Source organism: Luteibacter sp. RCC_6_2, assembly GCF_041360655.1.
Lineage (GTDB): Bacteria > Pseudomonadota > Gammaproteobacteria > Xanthomonadales > Rhodanobacteraceae > Luteibacter.
On record NZ_JBFUPQ010000003.1, the window covers coordinates 161,227 to 178,455 of the forward strand.

Annotated in this window: 14 protein-coding genes; 9 read left to right on the plus strand and 5 right to left on the minus strand. The window is 66.7% G+C overall.

Going from position 1 to position 17,229, the window contains the following annotated elements:
• Positions 1 to 1,245: an aminotransferase class I/II-fold pyridoxal phosphate-dependent enzyme gene (locus AB6730_RS04090; protein ID WP_371022384.1), complete on the minus strand. Its 1,245-nt coding sequence runs from the start codon at positions 1,243 to 1,245 to the stop codon at positions 1 to 3.
• A gap of 118 nt (positions 1,246 to 1,363) precedes the next feature.
• On the opposite strand from AB6730_RS04090, the gene rsgA reads away from it, so the two are divergent.
• Positions 1,364 to 2,419: a ribosome small subunit-dependent GTPase A gene (gene rsgA, locus AB6730_RS04095; RefSeq protein ID WP_371022385.1), complete on the plus strand. Its 1,056-nt coding sequence runs from the start codon at positions 1,364 to 1,366 to the stop codon at positions 2,417 to 2,419.
• Positions 2,420 to 2,609: 190 nt separating this feature from the next.
• Entirely contained in the window at positions 2,610 to 4,820 is a 2,211-nt protein-coding gene (locus AB6730_RS04100; RefSeq protein WP_371022386.1) for an autotransporter outer membrane beta-barrel domain-containing protein, read from the plus strand.
• Here the strand turns inward: AB6730_RS04100 and AB6730_RS04105 are convergent.
• Together AB6730_RS04105 and rpiB are read right to left on the minus strand one after the other, a co-directional pair.
• Complete coding sequence (locus AB6730_RS04105; protein WP_371022387.1) at positions 4,817 to 5,785, minus strand: sugar-binding transcriptional regulator; 969 nt, start codon at positions 5,783 to 5,785, stop codon at positions 4,817 to 4,819. The genes AB6730_RS04100 and AB6730_RS04105 overlap by 4 nt on opposite strands.
• A 42-nt stretch (positions 5,786 to 5,827) precedes the next feature.
• Positions 5,828 to 6,289 (minus strand): ribose 5-phosphate isomerase B, encoded by a 462-nt coding sequence (gene rpiB / locus AB6730_RS04110; protein WP_306849078.1) that lies wholly within the window; start codon positions 6,287 to 6,289, stop codon positions 5,828 to 5,830.
• A gap of 242 nt (positions 6,290 to 6,531) precedes the next feature.
• Between rpiB and AB6730_RS04115 the strand changes: the two genes are divergently transcribed.
• The 7 genes from AB6730_RS04115 to dhaL are packed head-to-tail and all read left to right on the plus strand — an operon-like array spanning position 6,532 to position 13,632.
• Positions 6,532 to 8,013, plus strand: coding sequence for a sugar ABC transporter ATP-binding protein (locus AB6730_RS04115; protein ID WP_371022388.1), 1,482 nt, complete (start codon positions 6,532 to 6,534; stop codon positions 8,011 to 8,013).
• The gene (locus tag AB6730_RS04120; protein WP_371022389.1) at positions 8,010 to 8,993 is read left to right on the plus strand and encodes an ABC transporter permease; all 984 of its coding nucleotides are present in this window, start codon (positions 8,010 to 8,012) and stop codon (positions 8,991 to 8,993) included. The genes AB6730_RS04115 and AB6730_RS04120 overlap by 4 nt, the downstream gene beginning before the upstream one ends.
• A 31-nt stretch (positions 8,994 to 9,024) precedes the next feature.
• Positions 9,025 to 10,020, plus strand: a complete 996-nt coding sequence (locus AB6730_RS04125) for a substrate-binding domain-containing protein (RefSeq protein WP_371022390.1) — start codon at positions 9,025 to 9,027, stop codon at positions 10,018 to 10,020.
• A gap of 2 nt (positions 10,021 to 10,022) precedes the next feature.
• Positions 10,023 to 10,790 (plus strand): SDR family oxidoreductase, encoded by a 768-nt coding sequence (locus tag AB6730_RS04130; protein WP_371022391.1) that lies wholly within the window; start codon positions 10,023 to 10,025, stop codon positions 10,788 to 10,790.
• A gap of 28 nt (positions 10,791 to 10,818) precedes the next feature.
• Positions 10,819 to 11,934, plus strand: coding sequence for an alcohol dehydrogenase catalytic domain-containing protein (locus AB6730_RS04135; protein ID WP_371022392.1), 1,116 nt, complete (start codon positions 10,819 to 10,821; stop codon positions 11,932 to 11,934).
• Between the two features lie 43 nt (positions 11,935 to 11,977).
• The gene (locus AB6730_RS04140) at positions 11,978 to 12,979 is read left to right on the plus strand and encodes a dihydroxyacetone kinase subunit DhaK (protein ID WP_371022393.1); all 1,002 of its coding nucleotides are present in this window, start codon (positions 11,978 to 11,980) and stop codon (positions 12,977 to 12,979) included.
• Complete coding sequence (gene dhaL / locus AB6730_RS04145; protein ID WP_371022394.1) at positions 12,976 to 13,632, plus strand: dihydroxyacetone kinase subunit DhaL; 657 nt, start codon at positions 12,976 to 12,978, stop codon at positions 13,630 to 13,632. Before AB6730_RS04140 ends, dhaL begins: the two co-directional genes overlap by 4 nt.
• A 284-nt stretch (positions 13,633 to 13,916) precedes the next feature.
• Here dhaL and AB6730_RS04150 read toward each other — a convergent pair whose 3' ends face one another.
• Together AB6730_RS04150 and AB6730_RS04155 are read right to left on the minus strand one after the other, a co-directional pair.
• Entirely contained in the window at positions 13,917 to 14,933 is a 1,017-nt protein-coding gene (locus tag AB6730_RS04150; RefSeq protein ID WP_371022395.1) for a spore coat protein U domain-containing protein, read from the minus strand.
• Complete coding sequence (locus AB6730_RS04155; protein ID WP_371022396.1) at positions 14,930 to 17,161, minus strand: fimbria/pilus outer membrane usher protein; 2,232 nt, start codon at positions 17,159 to 17,161, stop codon at positions 14,930 to 14,932. The genes AB6730_RS04150 and AB6730_RS04155 overlap by 4 nt, the downstream gene beginning before the upstream one ends.
• Positions 17,162 to 17,229: the final 68 nt, after the last annotated feature.

The window sequence follows — 17,229 nt, forward strand, 5'->3', positions numbered from 1 at the left end:
TCAGGCAACCGCACTGGCGGCGGGAATCGACTCGTCGGCCATGCGTGCGAGGACGCGGTCCATGCGGACGAACACCTCGGCGAGTTGATCCGGTGGCGGCAGCAAGGTGAGGCGCAGGTGGCGGCTCGCGGACAGGTTGAAACTGGTGCCCGGCACGACGAGCACGTTCTCGTCTTCGAGCAGGCGCAGGGCGAAGGCGGTGTCGTCGAAATGCGCGATGGCATCGGCACGAATCTGGGGGAAGGCGTAGATCGCGCCGCCGGGCGCCACCGTTTCGAGGAACGGACTGGCGGCGACGCTTTCGAGCACGATCCGGCGGGCTTCATGGAGGCGCCCGCCCGGCGCGGTCAGTGCGCCGATGGTCGGCTTGTCGAGCAGGGCGGGGCGTACGGCCCATTGTGCCGTCACGTTGGCGCACAGGCGCAGCGCGGCGAGCAGCTGCAGGGCGTCGCGGTAGTCCGCGGTGCGCCGCGGGTCGCCCGACAGGCTCATCCAGCCGACGCGGTAACCGCAGGCGCGATGGACCTTGGACAAGCCGCCGAAACTCACGCACGGATGGTCACCGGCGACCGCCGCGAGGGGCTGGAACGCCGTGCCGTCGTAGAGGATCTCGTCGTAGATTTCGTCGCACAGCAGGAGCAGCCCGTGCCGCCGCGCCACCTCGACGATGCGTTCGAGCAGCGCCTTCGGGTAGACCGCGCCGGTCGGGTTGTTGGGATTGATCAGCACCAGCGCGCGCGTGCGCGGCCCTACCAGTGCATCGATCTCGTCGGGATCGGGCAGGTGGCCGTTTTCGGCAAGGCAACGGTAATAGCGGGGGCTGCCGTCGTTGAGGATCGTGGCGGCGCTCCACAGCGGATAGTCCGGGCTGGGCAGGAGTACCTCGTCGCCTGGCTGAAGCAGCGCGCGCAGCGAGATGTCGATCAGTTCGCTCACGCCGTTGCCGATGAAGACGTGCTCGACATCGACGCCGGCCGCGCCACGGCTCCGCTGCTGGGCGACGATCGCCTCGCGGGCTTCTTCCAGGCCTTGTTCGTGGCCGTAGGCCTCGCTGTCCACCAGATGGGCGCCGATGGCTTCGCGCAGGTGCGGCGGGGTCGTGAACCCGTAGCGGCCGGGATTGCCGATGTTGAGCTTGATGATCGGCTGGCCCGCCGCTTCCATCTCGCGCGCACGCCGGGTGAGGGCGCCGCGGATTTCATAGCGCACTTCCGCCAGGTGCGCGCTGGGCTTGATCGAGGACACGTCGGGACTTCCGTTGCGTACCTGCCGGGCCCTTCCCGGAGGTCGTGTCACGATCCTAACAGCGTCTTTACGGTGTCGCGAGGCGGAAAACGGGCCGTGAGCGGGCATAATCCCGCCCATGACCGATTCCTCGGACCTGGCGCGCCTGCGCCACATCGGCTGGCGCGACCCCGCCTTGCCCGACGACCCACGCCGCCTCGCGCGCGTGGTGGCACAGCATCGCGCGGGCTACGAGGTGCACGACGGCTCGGTGGCGTTCAACGCCCAGCCGGCCGGGCCCTTCCTCAAACGAGGGCTCGACCCCTCGCTGCGGCCGGCGGTAGGCGACTTCGTCCTCCTCGACCACGCGAACCACCCCGTGATCGAAGCGGTGCTGCCGCGGCGCTCCGTGCTCACCCGCGCCGCCGCCGGCGAACGCTACGAGCGGCAGATCATCGCCACCAACATCGACTATGTGCTGGTGCTGACCGGGCTGGATGGCGACTTCAATCCCTCGCGCATCGAGCGCTACCTGACCCTGGTGGAAGGCTCTGGTGCCCGTCCCGTGGTACTGCTGAGCAAGGCCGACACGGGCGTGGACGTGGCCGCGGCCATCGCCGCGCTGGAGACCCGTCTGCCCGCCGACGCCGCGGTGCATGCGATCAATGCCAAGGACCCGGCCACGGTAGGCCTGCTGGCTGCGTACCTCGGCCCCGGCATGAGCGCGGTCCTGGTCGGTTCGTCGGGCGCGGGCAAATCGACGCTCACCAACACCCTGCTTGGCGAGGAACGCATGGCCACCGGCGCGGTGCGCACGAACGACAGTCGTGGGCGGCACACCACCACGCATCGCGCCTTGTTGAGCCTGCCGACCGGCGGGTGCCTGATCGACACGCCCGGCATGCGCGAACTCAAACTCACCGGCGAGGAAAACCTCGACCTGTTCGCGGACATCGAAACGCTTGCCGCGCAATGCCGTTTCGCCGATTGCAGCCACGGCAACGAACCGGGCTGTGCGATCCAGGCGGCACTCGCCTCGGGCGAATTGTCGCCGCAACGCTGGCGCAACTACCTCAAGTTGCATGACGAGCGCGAGGAACAGGCCGCGACACTGGAAGCCCGCCTGAAGCGCAAGGCCGGCCCCAAGCCCGCCGGTAAACCCCGCCGCGGCGACTGGTCACGCGGCGAGGATTGAGGCCCCGGCTGGCATTGATATCCCGGCTGGTGTGGGAGCCGACTCTGTCGGCGATCCCGCGGCAGCGGGCCAGGTCGCCGTAAGCACCCATCGCCGCCTCAACCCTACACACACCACGCCCGCAACCGACATACACCGCGCGCCCCGGTAACTAACTTGCCTGTCCCTATCGGCATGCAAGGAGGCCACCATGGCCACGGTATCGTGCGGGCGCGGTGCGCTCGCCATGGCGCTCGTCGGCGCATTCGCCTCGCCCGCGCCATCCACGGAATGGAAGGCCGGCATCGTCGTCGACCGTGGTGAAGCCGCGCAGTTGGACCCTGGCGACATCGTCCATGTATCCGGAGACAAGGTCGTCGGTATCCGCGTGGCCACGCGTGCCACCTTCGACGCGGAAGCGCTGACCCTCATCCACGATGGCGCGACGGCCCCCACCGGCCATGCCTTCGGCATCCTCGCCATCGATGGTGCCGAGGTATCGTTGGCCAACAGCCGTATCCAATTGAACGGACGCCGCACGATCGGGGTGCAGGCGCAACGCCACGCCACGATCGAGCTGGATCGTTCCAGCGTCGAGGTTTCCAGCAGCGCGGGAGACCGGTCCATCGCATTGGCGCTTTCCGGCGGCACGGCACGGCTCCGCGGGTCATCGATCGATGGAGGACGTGGCCACGCGATCGCCACGCAATTCTCCGGCGGCGGCACGGCACAGGTGCTATCGGAGGATTCGACGATCCGCGGCCGTATCGCCAGTGGCGACGTAGGCCTCGGCATCACGTCCGTCGCCGGCCGTATCGACGGCGACATCGCGCGCGAGGGTTCGGGGGCGCTCGACCTGCGACTGCTCCGCAGCGAGTGGCGAGGCAAGTCGGGACGGCTTTCGAGCCTCTACCTCGAAGACAGCACCTGGGTCGTGGCAGGGGACAGCGCCGTCGATGCTCTGCGGTTATCCCGCGGCGGTACGGTCGCGCTCGACAGGAGCCGGCCGGGTTTCACGACGCTCCGGGTCGGTGCATGGACGGCCGATGCCGGCGCCACCGGCGTCGTACTCGGTACCCGGCTCGATGCCGGCGGATCGTTGCGCCGGCAGGCTACCGACCGCCTGCTCGTCAGCGGCGACGTATCGGGCAGCACCGTGGTGCATGTGACCCGAGCCGACGGCAAGGGCGCGGCGACCACGGGACGGGACGGGAGCAACGGCCCCGCCGATGGCATCAGTCTCGTCCAGGTCGGTGGCACGGCGAGCGCCGGGTCCTTTCAATTGGCGGGAGACCACGTCGTGGTCGGACCGTGGAGCTACGCATTGCAGGCCTATGAACCGGGGAGGAGCGATGCCCGGCAGCGGCTGGTCGAAGGCGAGGGCGGCGGATTCTGGGATTTCCGCCTGCAAAGCAGGAAGGTCGAAGGCCCGGCGCAGGAGCGCGAGGGACGAAGCCGCTCGACCGTACCCGCCCTCCGTCCCGCACTCGCCCCGCAGGCGCCCGCTTACCTGGTGTTGAACCATGCGTTGTTCGGGTACGGCGTAGTGGCGCTCGATGCACTCCATCCGCACGAGCGGGACGTCGTCCGCGATCCGGCGCTGCGCGTATGCACGTTCGGTGGCGACGTGGCCTATCGCAGTACCTTGCCATTCACCGCCTATGGCGTGGACTACCGGCGCCGCGACCGCGGCGTGCAGGTCGCCGGCGATTTTCTCGTCCATGCCGACGGCGACACGACGTGGCGCGTGGGAGCGGCGGCTTCGCTCGGCGGCAGTCTCGTGTCGCCCCGAATCGTCGATGGTCGAAGCGAAGCCCGTATCGGTGCCCGCGGCGTGGCACTGCATGCGCAGCTGGCGACCGAAGACGGCTGGCAGGTGGCGGCCAGCTATGCCACGACGCACTACCGGATCGGCGTGCGCACGCCCACGCGGGGTGAGGTGCTGGGGCGGCTTCGGGCCAATGGCGATGACAAGGCGCTTTCCGCAGGGTATCGCTGGCAGGTCACGGATCGGCTCGCGATCGATCCGGGTTCGTCCCTGCTCTGGCAGCGGCTCCGTTTCAGCCGCGCCGTCGATCGCGACGGCCTCGACGTGCTCGGCGGCATGCCACGGCGCGTGATGCTGCGGAGTGGGGCAAGAGCATCGCTGATGCTCGCGCCCAAAGGCGGCGTGCTGTATGCGTGGACGCCTTACCTGGAGCTTCGGCATGCGCTCATCCGTCCTTCGGGCGGATCGACCGACCTTTCCGGTGAACGGTTTCCCATGGAGCGCGCGACGCGTGCGGCCGAGTTGTCGATCGGTGCCACCTTCCAACTGTGGTCGCGCATGACGGCCCATGTCGACGCGGTCCGGCGCGTTCGCCTCGGGCAGGGTGGCGAGTCCGGGATCACCGCGCGCGCCGGGCTGGCCCTCGCGTTCTAGGCGCGGGCCACGTCCATGCCACGCGTGGCTTGTTCCAGGCTCAATACGGTCTGCGCGATCGCTTCCGTCGTGGCCAGCGTGTCGATCACGCCCGTGCGCAATGCACCGAGGATGGCCGTGGCCTTGGTGTGCTCGCTGGCGATCGCGATCACATTGGGGATGCGTTCCAGGTCGGGCAGGGAAAGCCCCACCACGCGGTCCTGCATCAGGGTGGTGGCGGGCCGGCCATGGATGTCGATGAAGTCGTAGCCCATGATGTCGCCCACCGCGCCGGAACGCTTCGCTTCGGCGATCTCGGCCTGGGTGAACCAGCCCATGCGCACCATGTTGCTGTCCTCGAGGATGTCGCCGACGCCGACCAGGGCGATATGCGCGCGCTGCGCCTTGCTCAGCGACTGGCGGACGGTCTCGTTCTCGAGCAGGGCCTTGCACATGGCCGGGTCGCTGACCAGCGCCGGCGCATAGAGGGTTTCACTATCGCCGCCAAAGCGCAGCGCCAGGCGGCGACTGATGTGGTCGGCGTTCATCGCCTCGCCGCCGCGGTACGAACCGCCGATGGCGCAGACGAAGGAGCACTGCCGCTGGGTGGACGACACGGCGTGGTGCGAGATGGAGCTGACGTTGCGGCCCATGCCCACCGCCACGATGCTGCCGTCGGTGAGGATGCGGTCGAGGTAGCTCGCGACCAGGCCGGCCAGGAGTTCGCGTTGCTTGTCCTGGTCCTTGTGGTCCACCGAGATGATGGCGCGGTCGATGCCGAAACGGGAGGTGAGCTCGTCCTCCAGCGCCTGGGTGGCCTGGGGGTGATGGCGCACGCGGATCTCGACGATGCCTTCGTCCTGGGCCCGCTTCAGCAGGCGGCCGACCTTTGCCCGCGAGAGCGAGAACTTCTTCGCGAGGTCTTCCTGGGTCAGCCCGTCCACGTAGTAGAGCTTGGCGAGCTGGGTCAGTTCTTCGTTGGTCATCGCGTCCTTCGGGCGTGGGAACCGCACGGCGCATCTTAGCGGTCAAAGATGGCCGAGCGTCTTCTCGTAGGCGAGGATTTTCTCGACCTTCGGCGTGGAACGGCCACCGTCGAACTCGGCGCCCAGCCATGCGTCGACGATGCTGTTGGCCAGTTCGTTGCCGATAACGCGGCCGCCCAGGGTCACGATCTGCGCGTCGTTGCTGCGCCTGGCCCGCTCGGCGGAATAGGTGTCGTGGCATTGGGCGGCGCGCACGCCGGGCACCTTGTTAGCCGAAATGGCCATGCCGATACCGGTGCCGCAGAGCAGGATGGCGCGCGGAAAGTCGCCCGCGGCGATGCGTTCGGCCACGGCGATGGCGACATCGGGATACAACGCCTTCTCCTCCGGGCCATGCGTGCCGAAGTCGGTCAGTTCGACGTGGGGGTGCTTCTCGGCGATGTGCCGCTTCACCGATTCCTTGAGCGCGTACGCGGCCTCGTCGCAGCCGATCGCCACTTTCATGGGGTCTTTCTCCGGAAATCGCGCGATCATATGCGCGTCATTGAGCAAAAGATCATGCTGGCGATTTATAGGGGTGGGCTCCATCCATGTCAAGCGCAACCCAGGCGCAGGACCGAATGTTGCGTCGCAGCAAAGAGTTAACTGCATCGCCGCTCCTGTTGACACCCGAAAAACGACGTGGCTACTATCGGCTCCGCTTAGATCAACTGCTCACTGTTGAGCAAAAGTTCTAGAGGTGTCCGGTGAACGACGTCCTGCTCGAAGCACGCGAGGTTTCCAAGAGCTTCAATGGCGTGACCGCCCTGCGCGACGGCCGGCTCACCCTTCGCGCGGGCAGCGTCCACGCCCTCTGCGGGGGTAACGGCGCCGGGAAGTCCACGTTCCTGAATATCCTCATGGGTTTGCTACGGCGCGATGGCGGCAGCATCCGCCGCAATGGTGTCGAGGTGTCGTTCGCCAGTCCGGGCGACGCACTGGCCCACGGCATGGCGATCATCACCCAGGAACTCTCCCCGGTGATGGGCATGACGGTGGCGGAAAACCTCTACCTCGGCCGTGAGCCCACCCTGGGCGGTTTCTTCGTCGACTACCGCAAGCTGCGGAAACAGGCCCAGGCCTTGCTCGACCGGCTGGGCTTCGCCATCGATGCCAGCCGCACGATGAGCGAACTGAGCCTTGCCCAGGTCCAGCTTGTCGAGATCGCCAAGGCGTTCAGCTACGACTGCCAGGTGATCATCATGGACGAGCCCACCTCCGCGATCGGCGAGCGCGAGACCGAAACGCTGTTCGCGGCGATCCGCAGCGTCACGGGCAATGGCGCGGGCATCGTGTATGTGTCGCACCGTTTGTCCGAGCTGGCGGAAATCGCCGAGGACTACACGATCTTCCGCGATGGTGCCTTCGTCGAAAGCGGAAAACTGGCGGACATCGACCGTGCCCACCTCGTCCGCGGCATCATCGGCCGGGAACTCGTGGCGGTGGACAAGGAAAAACGTCCCGCCAGCGACAAGGTGTGCCTCAACGTGGATGGCCTTTCGCGCAAGAACGAGTTCAGTGACGTGAGCCTGCAGGTGCGTCACGGCGAGATCCTCGGCATCTACGGCTTGATGGGCTCGGGCCGCAGTGAATTCCTCAATTGCGTCTACGGCCTGACCACGCCGGACGGCGGCGACGTGCTGCTCGACGGCAAGCCGCTGCCCAAGGGCGATCCGGCCGCGACGATCCGCGCTGGCATCTCGCTGGTGACGGAAGACCGCAAGGACACCGGCCTGGTCCTGTCCGGCAGCGTGCGCGAGAACATCGCGATGGCGGCGTATCCGAGCCTGTCGAGCCTGTCGGTCATCCATGGCCGCAAAGAACGGGCGCTTGCCGACGAAATGATCGGCAAGCTCAACGTCAAGACGGCCTCGCAGGACCTGCCGGTCAGCTCGATGAGCGGCGGCAACCAGCAAAAGGTGGTCTTGGCCAAATGCCTCTCCACCGGCCCGACGCTGCTGCTCTGCGACGAGCCCACGCGCGGCATCGACGAAGGCGCCAAGCAGGAGATCTACAAGCTGCTCGACCAGTTCGTGCGCGCCGGTGGCGCCGTGATCGTCGTCTCGTCCGAGGCGCCGGAGCTGCTCTACCTCTCCGATCGCATCGCCGTCTTCAAGGGCGGCCGGATCGTCGCCACGCGCGACGACGACAACCTCTCCCAGGAAACCCTGCTGCATCTCGCCTCATGAACGCACAGACCCTCACCACGCCGGCAACGGCACCCGTCGCGCCGCGACAGCGGATGCGCACCTTCATCGATCGCTTCGCGATGCCGATCATCTTCGTCGTGCTCTGCGTGGTGCTCGCGTTCTCCAGCGAGTACTTCCTGACCGCGCGGAACCTGATGGACATCCTCAGGCAGACCTCGATCAATGGCATCCTCGCGATCGGCATGACCTACGTCATCCTGACCAAGGGCATCGACCTCTCCGTGGGCTCGATCCTCGCCTTCGCGGGAATCTGCAGCGGACTCGTCGCCGCGCAGGGGCATGGCGTGCTCGCCGCCCTCAGTGCCGGCCTGCTCGCGGGCGCCGTGCTGGGCGCGGTGAACGGCTTCGTCGTCGCGCGACTCTCGGTGCCACCGTTCGTGGCGACCCTGGGCATGCTGAGCGTCGCCCGTGGCCTCACCTATATCGTCAACGACGGCAGCCCCGTCGCCGACCTGCCGGACGCCTATCTCTCGCTCGGCGACGGCAAGCTCGGTCCGCTGAGCATGCCCATCGTGATCTTCGCCGCCGTGGCCTTGCTGTTCTGGATGGTGCTGAAGTACACGACCTACGGCCGCTATGTGTACGCGGTCGGCGGTAACGAGAAGAGCGCGCGCACCTCCGGCATCGGCGTGCGCAAGGTGATCTTCTCCGTCTACGTGGTCTCGGGCCTGCTTGCCGGGCTCGCCGGCATGGTCCTTTCCGCGCGTACCACCTCGGCGCTGCCGCAGGCGGGCCTCTCCTACGAACTCGACGCGATCGCCGCGGTGGTGATCGGCGGGACCAGCCTGTCCGGCGGCACGGGCAGCCTGGTCGGCACGCTGTTCGGCGCGCTGCTCATCGGTGTCATCAACAACGGCCTCAACCTCCTCGGTGTGTCCTCGTACTACCAGCAGGTCGCCAAGGGACTGATCATCGTCCTGGCCGTGCTCCTCGACGTATCCCGCAAGAAACAGCGCTGAACCGGCGCTCCCATTCCACGGAGAGAAACACATGAAATTGCGCAAGCTCCTCGTCTGCATGCTGGCCGCGAGCACCCTCATGGCGGGCGCCGTCGAAGCGAAGACCTACAAGATCGGTGCCGCCGTCTATGGCTTGAAGGGCCAGTTCATGCAGGCCTGGGTGAAATCGATCAAGGAACATCCCGCGGTGAAGGACGGCACGGTCCAGATCACCGTCTTCGACGGCAACTACGACGCCAATACGCAGAACAACCAGATCGAGACGATGATCACGCAGCACTACGACGCGATCATCTTCGTGCCGATCGACACCAAGGCCAGCGTGGGCGCCGTACGCCATGCGATGGCCGAGGACATTCCGGTGGTCGCCTCCAACACCAAGGTCGCCTCGGACAAGGTCGTCTACGTCGGCAACGACGACGTGGAAGGCGGCCGGCTCCAGGCCGCGGCGCTCGTGAAGCAGATCGGTGGCAAGGGCAACGTCGTCATCATCCAGGGTCCGATCGGGCAGTCGGCGCAGATCGATCGCGAGAAGGGCGAGCTGGAGGTGCTGGCGAAGAACCCCGGCATCAAGATCATCGAGAAGAAGACGGCCAACTGGGACCGCGCCCAGGCACTGAGCCTCACGGAGGATTGGCTGAACGCGCATCCCAAGCAGATCGCCGGCATCGTCTCGCAGAACGACGACATGGCGCTCGGTGCGCTGCAAGCCCTGAAGTCGCACGGCGTCTCGCCCAAGGACGTGCCGATCACCTCGATCGACGGCATGCCCGACGCGATCAAGGCGGCGCAGGCCGGTGAGATCACCACCTTCCTGCAGGACGCCCAGGCGCAGTCGCAAGGCGCGCTCGACGTGACGCTGGCCAAGCTCATCGGCGACAGCTACAAGCCGCGTTCGGTGATCTGGCAGCGCTACGGCAACCAGGTGAAATGGGCCGACGGCAAGGCCGCCAGTTACATCCTGCCCTGGGTGCCGGTCACCCCGCAGAACGCGGACACGTTGTACAAGCAGGTGACGGGCGGCTGATCATGAGCTCATTCTGGAACGACGCATTCGACCTCGGCGGCCAGGTGGCCGTCGTCACCGGCGGTGGCGCGGGCATCGGTTTCGCCTGCGCCGAACTGCTCGCCTCGCGCGGCGCCTCGGTGGCGCTGCTCGACCTGCGGCCGGACGTGGCGGATATCGCCGCCACGCTCCCGGGCGACGCGGGAAAGCACATCGGCGTCACGCTCGACGTACGCGACCTCGCCCAGGTAAACGCCGCCGTCGGCACGGTGACGAAGCGTTTCGGGCGCATCGATCACCTCGTCAACAGCGCGGGCGTGGCCATACTCGACAAGGCCGTGGACGTGACCGAGGCTGGCTGGGACACGACCATGGACGTGAACCTGAAAGCCTCGTTCTTCGTGGCCCAGGCCGTGGCGAAGCCGATGATGGCGGCGGGCCGCGGCCGTATCGTGAACCTCGCCTCGCAAGCGGCCGTGGTCGCGCTCGATCGCCACGTGGCCTATTGCGCCAGCAAGGCGGCCATCGTCGGCATGACCAAGGTGCTGGCGATCGAATGGGCCGCATCGGGAATCACCGTCAACGCCGTATCGCCCACCGTGGTCGAGACCGAGCTGGGCAAGAAGGCCTGGGCCGGGGAAGTCGGCGAACGGGCGAAGAAGCAGATTCCCATGGGACGTTTCGCCCAGCCGGCCGAGATCGCCGCGATGGTGCTCTACCTCCTTTCCGACGCGGCCGCGATGATCACCGGCGAGAACGTGGTGATCGACGGCGGCTACACCGTCCAGTAATCCCTTCCGCAGAACACGCAGGCGACCCATGTCCACCGTCATCGAACGCAGCGAAACGCGCGCCATTCCGTCCATTCCCAAGACCATGCAGGCCGTGGTCTGCTACGCGCCCGAGGATTACCGCCTCGAGGAAGTGCCCGTTCCCACGCCCGGCCCCGACGAGATCCTGACCAAGGTGGAACTGGTCGGCATCTGCATGGGCGACATCAAGACCTATCGTGGCGCGCCATCGTTCTGGGGCGACGACGAACAGCCGCGTTACGTGAAGCCGCCGATGATTCCCGGCCACGAATTCGTCTGCCGTGTCGTCGCGCTGGGGCCGGGTGCGGAGAAACGTGGCGTCGCCGTCGGCGACCGCGTGATTTCCGAACAGATCGTGCCGTGCTGGGGCTGCCGCTTCTGCAACCACGGCCAGTACTGGATGTGCCAGAAGCACGATCTCTACGGCTTCCAGAACAACGTGCAAGGCGCCATGGCGGAGTACATGATCTTCACCAGGGAGGGCATCGTGCACAAGGTGCCCGACGAGATCCCGCCGGACGAGGCGATCCTGATCGAACCGCTGGCGTGCTCGCTGCACGCGGCCGACCGCGCGGACGTGGGTTTCGACGATGTCGTCGTCGTGGCCGGCGCCGGCACGCTCGGCCTCGGCATCATCGGCGCGGTGCGCCTGCGCAACCCGAAGAAGCTCATCGTGCTGGACATGAAGCCCGAGCGCGCGGCGCTGGCGTTGCGCATGGGTGCGGACGAGGTATGGAATCCGGGCCAGGAAGACGTGGTGGCGAAGATCAAGGCGATCACCGGCGGTTACGGTTGCGACATCTATATCGAGGCGACCGGTCACCACCGGGCCGTGAACCAGGGCATGGCGATGCTGCGCAAGCTCGGCCGCTTCGTCGAATTCAGTGTGTTCAACGACGAGGCCACGGTCGACTGGTCGATCATCGGTGACCGCAAGGAACTGGATGTGCTCGGCTCGCACCTGGGTCCTTACATGTATCCGCGCGCCATCGACTTCATCGGGCAGCGCAAGATCGACGTGCGCGATATCGTCACCCACAAGTTCCCGCTGGCGAAGTTCGCCGAAGCCTTCGCGGTGATGGAGCGCGGCGAACATTCGCTGAAAGTCGTACTCGAACCCTGAGTTGCTTAGGTGCACACTCCATGATTTGTCAGGAATCACGTTAATGAACCGAGTGATCAACGACCCAGAGAAGGTCGTCGAGGACATGGTACGCGGCATCGTGGCCGCGCATCCCGAGATGGTGCTGGATAGCGCGAACCCCCGCGTTATCGGTGTCGCCGCGAAGAAACCCGAAGGCTCCGTCGGCCTGGTCACGGGTGGCGGCTCCGGCCACGAACCCGCCTTCCTCGGCTATGTCGGTCCGGGCCTGCTGGACGCCGTCGCCATTGGCGAGATCTTTTCGTCGCCCACGGCGAAGAGCTTCCTCGATGCCTTCAAGGCGGCGGATCGGGGCGCGGGCGTGGCTTGTCTCTACGGCAATTACGCCGGCGACAACATGAACGTGAAGATGGCGGTGAAGATGGCCGCCGCGCAGGGCATCACGGTGAAGACCGTGGTCGCCAACGACGACGTCGCCTCCGCGCCGAAGACCGAACGTGAAAAGCGTCGCGGCGTGGCCGGCGAGATCGTCATGTGGAAATGCGGCGGTGCCCGCGCCGCCTTGGGCGGCAGCCTCGACGAGGTGATCGCCACCGCGCAGAAGGCGATCGATGCCACCCGCTCGGTGGGCATCGGGCTTTCCGCTTGCACCATCCCCGCCGCCGGAAAGGCCAACTTCCACATCGCCGATGGCGAGATGGAGGTGGGCATCGGCCATCACGGCGAACACGGCGTGCAGGTAACGAAGACGGTGTCCTCCAGGGACATGGCGAAGATGATGCTGGACATCATCCTTCCCGACTTCCCCCTGGCGAAGGGCGACGAAGTGTCGGTCCTCGTCTCGGGCCTCGGCGCCACGCCCTTGATGGAGCAGTACATCTTCTACGCCGACGTCGCCGAGCAACTCGAAGCCGCGGGTGCCACCGTCGCCTTCCGCTTCGTCGGCAACCTGTTCACCTCGCTGGAGATGAACGGCATCACGCTGACGCTGACCCGGCTCGACGACGAACTGAAGACCTGCCTCGCCCATCCCTGTTCGAGCATCGGCCTGAAGGTGCTGGCATGACGACCGTCGTTTCGCTTCCGCTTTCCGACGGGCGTTTCATCGTCGACGACCTCGTCGCGACGATCCGCGCCAACCGCGATCAACTTTCCGAGATCGATGCCGCCACGGGCGACGGCGACCATGGCATCAACATGGCCAAGGGCTTCGCCTTATGCGCCGAACGCATGGATGCCGAGGACGTGCGCGGCGCGGGCGAGGCGTTCGAGGCCCTGACGATGGCCTTGATGGGCGACATCGGCGGTTCGATGGGCCCCCTTTACGGCAGCTTCTTCCTCGAATTCCAGCTCGCCTTTACGGGACGCGACACGCTGGACGCGGCGCTGTTCGGGCAGGCGCTCGCGGCGGGCTTCGCGTCGGTCCAGGAGTTGGGCAGCGCCAAGGTGGGCGACAAGACCTTGATGGACACGCTGGTGCCGGCCGAGGCCGCGTATCGCCAGACGCTGGCGGAGGGTGGCGACTTCATCGAGGCCTTGGCCGCGATGTCGGCCGCGGCGGAGCGAGGCAAGGATTCCACGAAGGACATGCAAGCCAGGATCGGCCGCGCGGCACGGCTCGGTGAACGCTCCATCGGCACCGTCGACGCCGGCGCCACCTCATGCTTCCTGATCCTGAAGTCGATGGCGGACTCCATCACACGCCGCCTCGCGCCTTGAGGCTTTTGCATGACCTTGCATGGCCTTGCATGGCCCGCAGGAATTGCAGGGTTGCGGGGTTGCGGGGTTGCAGGCTGCAGGGTGGCAGGGTGGCAGGGTGGCAGGTTGCAACTTTGCAAGGTTGCAAGGTTGCAAGAACCTGGTGGGAAGCCGCTTCAGCGGCGATCCCGCGGCAGCGGGCCAGCCCGAGGCAAGCACCCATCGCCGCTGAAGCGGCTTCCCACCAGTCCCTCGACAAGTCCCAGTCCCTCAACAAGCCCAAGTCCCTCGACAAGTCCGGCTCCTCAATAAGTCACCGTCACCTTCACCACGTCGCTGTACACGCCAGCGCCGACGGCCGGTTGCACCGGCAGGCGCCCATACACCGTCAGTGTCTGTTCCGCGCCCGAACCCGTCCCCGTCGCCGTATCGACGTTCAGCGACTCTCCCCAACGCAGCGTGCGCGGACTGTCACGGTAAAGCTCGTAGTTCACGAAGCCGCTACCGGAGGTCATTCGCCTCGTCGTCCCGGAGGCGTTCTGTCCATTGTCCAGCCCTACCTGATACGCGGCGCGGTTGGTGCAGGTCATGCGCAGCAACGAGGTCTGGTCGGTGTTCGCCTGCAGCAGGCCGGATACGCTGCCGAAGTTGAGATCGCTCGCCGTGGCGAGGGTGCACAGGTTCGATACCGATGCGGTCACCGTCGAGGACGGCCCGGCCGCGCTGGCGCCACCGCCGCCGCCACTCTGGCAACTCGCCGGATACGTGCCGAGGCTGAGCAGCACCTCGTTGTAGCGGTACGCGATCCCGTTCGCGTTGAGCCCTCCGGCAAGGGTCCCGCTGTACGTGCCGCTCGACAGCGTCGACTGGCCGGCGGGCACCCGGCCATAGACGGTGACCGAGCCGGTGCGTGTCTGTGGATTCGACAGGATGGTGAAGGTCAACTGGAAGGTCAGCGGCGTGTACGTCGCGTTCCCGATGGGGCCCCACACGTTGCTGCGTGGTGAGTCCTTGTAGAGCTGGTACTGCATGCGATCGCTGTTGCCGTTGATGGCGGTACGCGGCGAGACGTTGCCGAGGTCGTCCGGAGCGAGCCCGATGCACCCGGTGACGTAGACGCCGTAAAGACCGCCGAGCAGGCCGCCGCTGTACGTGCAGCTGTAGTTGATCGTCGCCGTGCCATCGACGGTGCCGGACGTGGGGTCCACGGGACCGAAGGCGAGCGTGGTGATGCTGGTGATCGTACAGGTGGTCGCGGCTTCCGCCCGCGGCCCCGCCAGCAGTGCGGCAAATGCGATGGCGGTGAGTGCCAGCCATTTCACGGCATGTGACCCCGGCAAACCAGCGGGCCGAGATCGGGCAGGTTGCGCGCATGCGAGGGGTAGTCGAGCGTCGCCTTGCAATGGCCGCCCCCTTGTATATCCACGTCGAGGATGGTGCTGCCTTCCAGGTCGTCGAGATAGACCATGCCGTCATAGCCGACGATGGCGTTTCCACCATCGCCCGTCGCGACCGTGGAACCCAGGGGCAGGGGCGAGCCGGATTCGTCGACGAGCGTGGTCAGCGCGGCGCGCACCCGCTTCACGGGGAAGCGCAGCATCACCCCCGAACGGTCCGCGGGCGCGATCGTCGCTTCGACGCGCTGTACGCGATCGTCGGCGGGCAGGTCGAGGGGGTCGATGGCGAGGCGGTTGTCCTGGTAGGCGTTCAGCCGCGGGACCAGCAGCAATCCACGGCTGTCGGTCACGCCGGTACGGCGATTCTCGAGCAACACCGGAACGTCCGCTGCACCCTCGGTCGTCACGAGGGCGAAGGCATCGTCGATACGACGAGCGGCGAACACGTGCCCGCCCATCAGCACGATCGCCCCGTTGGCATCGGCATAGCTGTACGAGGAAGGCCCCACGTCGCTTGCGCCGACGGTGAGCTGGCCACGGTTGCCGAGCCAGCCCACTTCACCAAGACCGCCCGCATCCGCGCCCGAACGTCCTTGCACGTGCCATCCGAAACCGCCGTCCCCGTCGATGGCACGGCTGGCGTCGACCACGCCGAAGGTCCGCTCGCGGTCGCGCTGCATGGATGCGCTCAAGGTGGCGCGGAGATCCAACGCGACGGTCACGCCGATGAAAAAACTGCGGTCCGAGGCATCGTCGAGGTTACGGTTGTAGCTGGCGCTCAACGATACGCCGCGACCGACGTTGCGCAGCGCGAACAGGCCGGCGTATCGCGAGATGGGCTGTCCGCTGTAGCGGAGCCGGACGAGGTTGGCGCCGAAACTGGATTCGCGCACGTTGAAGCCGATGAGCGCGCGGTCGCTGACGCGTGGCGGGGGCGAGCCGTAACCCGCGGCCACATCCTGGTAACGGGCGTCGCCACGCAACGTGTCGATCGACGCATTCATGTAGTGCCCGTTCCATGCGTAGCCGAATCCATACTGCCTGCCGCCGCCTCGGGACAGGGACAGTGACGCATTCAGGACGTGTGCCCCGACGGGATTCCACACGCCGCCCGCGCCCGCGGTGCCGCGCCCGTCACCCCCTTCGGCGTGCGATTCGACGGTGAGCGCGTCGGTGACGCCATGCCTCCACGTCGCGCTGCCGACCGGTGCGTCGCCATACGAGAAGGAGTCGATGCCATAGGCCCGGCGTACCGTGCCGAGTTCCACCGACCAGTCGTCCAGGCCTTCGCGCAGCAGTTGCCTCGCGGCATAGAAAGGGAAGGTGACCGTGCTGCTGCGGCCGAGCGCGTCCGTGAGCACCACTTGCGCCTGTCCGGCCTGGTCGATGCCGGGAACGGCGGTGAGTTGGAACGGGCCGGCCGGCACCTTGCCGCTGTACTGGCGGATGCCGTCGACATAAAGCTCCACCGACGATGGCGCCGTGGCCTCGCCGAAGAACTGGGGCAGGGGCGTCGTCACGCGATAGGGCTGGGTGGCGAAATCCGTGCCGTAGGCGATTCCGCCGATACGCGTGGCCCGTGTCCAGGCCAGGTAACCGGTGAAGGTGTCGCCGATGGTCAACACCTGCGCACGATCGGGAAACGAAAGCCGCCACTGGGTATCCAGCCGCACGGAATCTCCACGCCATCCCACGCCGTGGGATTGGTAGCGACGGGTCAACGAGGTGGTGCTGAGCACGCCCAGGCCTTCGCTGAAGCCACGCAATTCCGCGAGCCCGCTGATGTTGCCCTCGCCACCACCGTGCGCGGCGTAGATGTCGTAGTTGAGCAGGACCCCGGTCCCGCTCGTGGCGCGCAACGCGGGACGTTCCTGTCGATTGAGGATGTGCGTGGGCAGGTGCAGACGTTCGTTCGGTACCTGGATATCCACGCGTTGCAGGCGCACGTCGTAGGTATAACGAAGACCTTCGATATCCGGCAGGCAGCGTTCGCCGTCACCGGGCGGCAGGATGAACCCCAGCCCGCGCAAGTCACCGGCCAGCGCGCATAGCGTTTCCCCGCGGTGGATGAAGTGCACGAGCTTCTCCGTCGACGAGCCGTTGAGCACCACCTCGAGATAGAGGTCTTCTCCCGTGGTTCGTACGCGTGGCATCACCGTGGGCGGAGGTGGGACGGGGATCGGTTCGTTGGACGAGGCGTGGCTGCTGCCGGAGTCGAGCG

Excerpts from the sequence above, each read along its gene's own strand:
- AB6730_RS04105 (WP_371022387.1), bottom strand. The coding sequence starts at position 5,785 with ATGACCAACGAAGAACTGACCCAGCTCGCCAAGCTCTACTACGTGGAC.
- AB6730_RS04130 (WP_371022391.1), top strand. The coding sequence starts at position 10,023 with ATGAGCTCATTCTGGAACGACGCATTCGACCTCGGCGGCCAGGTGGCC.
- AB6730_RS04155 (WP_371022396.1), bottom strand. The coding sequence starts at position 17,161 with ATGCCACGCGTACGAACCACGGGAGAAGACCTCTATCTCGAGGTGGTG.
- AB6730_RS04100 (WP_371022386.1), top strand. The coding sequence starts at position 2,610 with ATGGCCACGGTATCGTGCGGGCGCGGTGCGCTCGCCATGGCGCTCGTC.
- rpiB (WP_306849078.1), bottom strand. The coding sequence starts at position 6,289 with ATGAAAGTGGCGATCGGCTGCGACGAGGCCGCGTACGCGCTCAAGGAA.
- rsgA (WP_371022385.1), top strand. The coding sequence starts at position 1,364 with ATGACCGATTCCTCGGACCTGGCGCGCCTGCGCCACATCGGCTGGCGC.
- AB6730_RS04120 (WP_371022389.1), top strand. The coding sequence starts at position 8,010 with ATGAACGCACAGACCCTCACCACGCCGGCAACGGCACCCGTCGCGCCG.
- AB6730_RS04135 (WP_371022392.1), top strand. The coding sequence starts at position 10,819 with ATGTCCACCGTCATCGAACGCAGCGAAACGCGCGCCATTCCGTCCATT.
- dhaL (WP_371022394.1), top strand. The coding sequence starts at position 12,976 with ATGACGACCGTCGTTTCGCTTCCGCTTTCCGACGGGCGTTTCATCGTC.
- AB6730_RS04140 (WP_371022393.1), top strand. The coding sequence starts at position 11,978 with ATGAACCGAGTGATCAACGACCCAGAGAAGGTCGTCGAGGACATGGTA.
- AB6730_RS04125 (WP_371022390.1), top strand. The coding sequence starts at position 9,025 with ATGAAATTGCGCAAGCTCCTCGTCTGCATGCTGGCCGCGAGCACCCTC.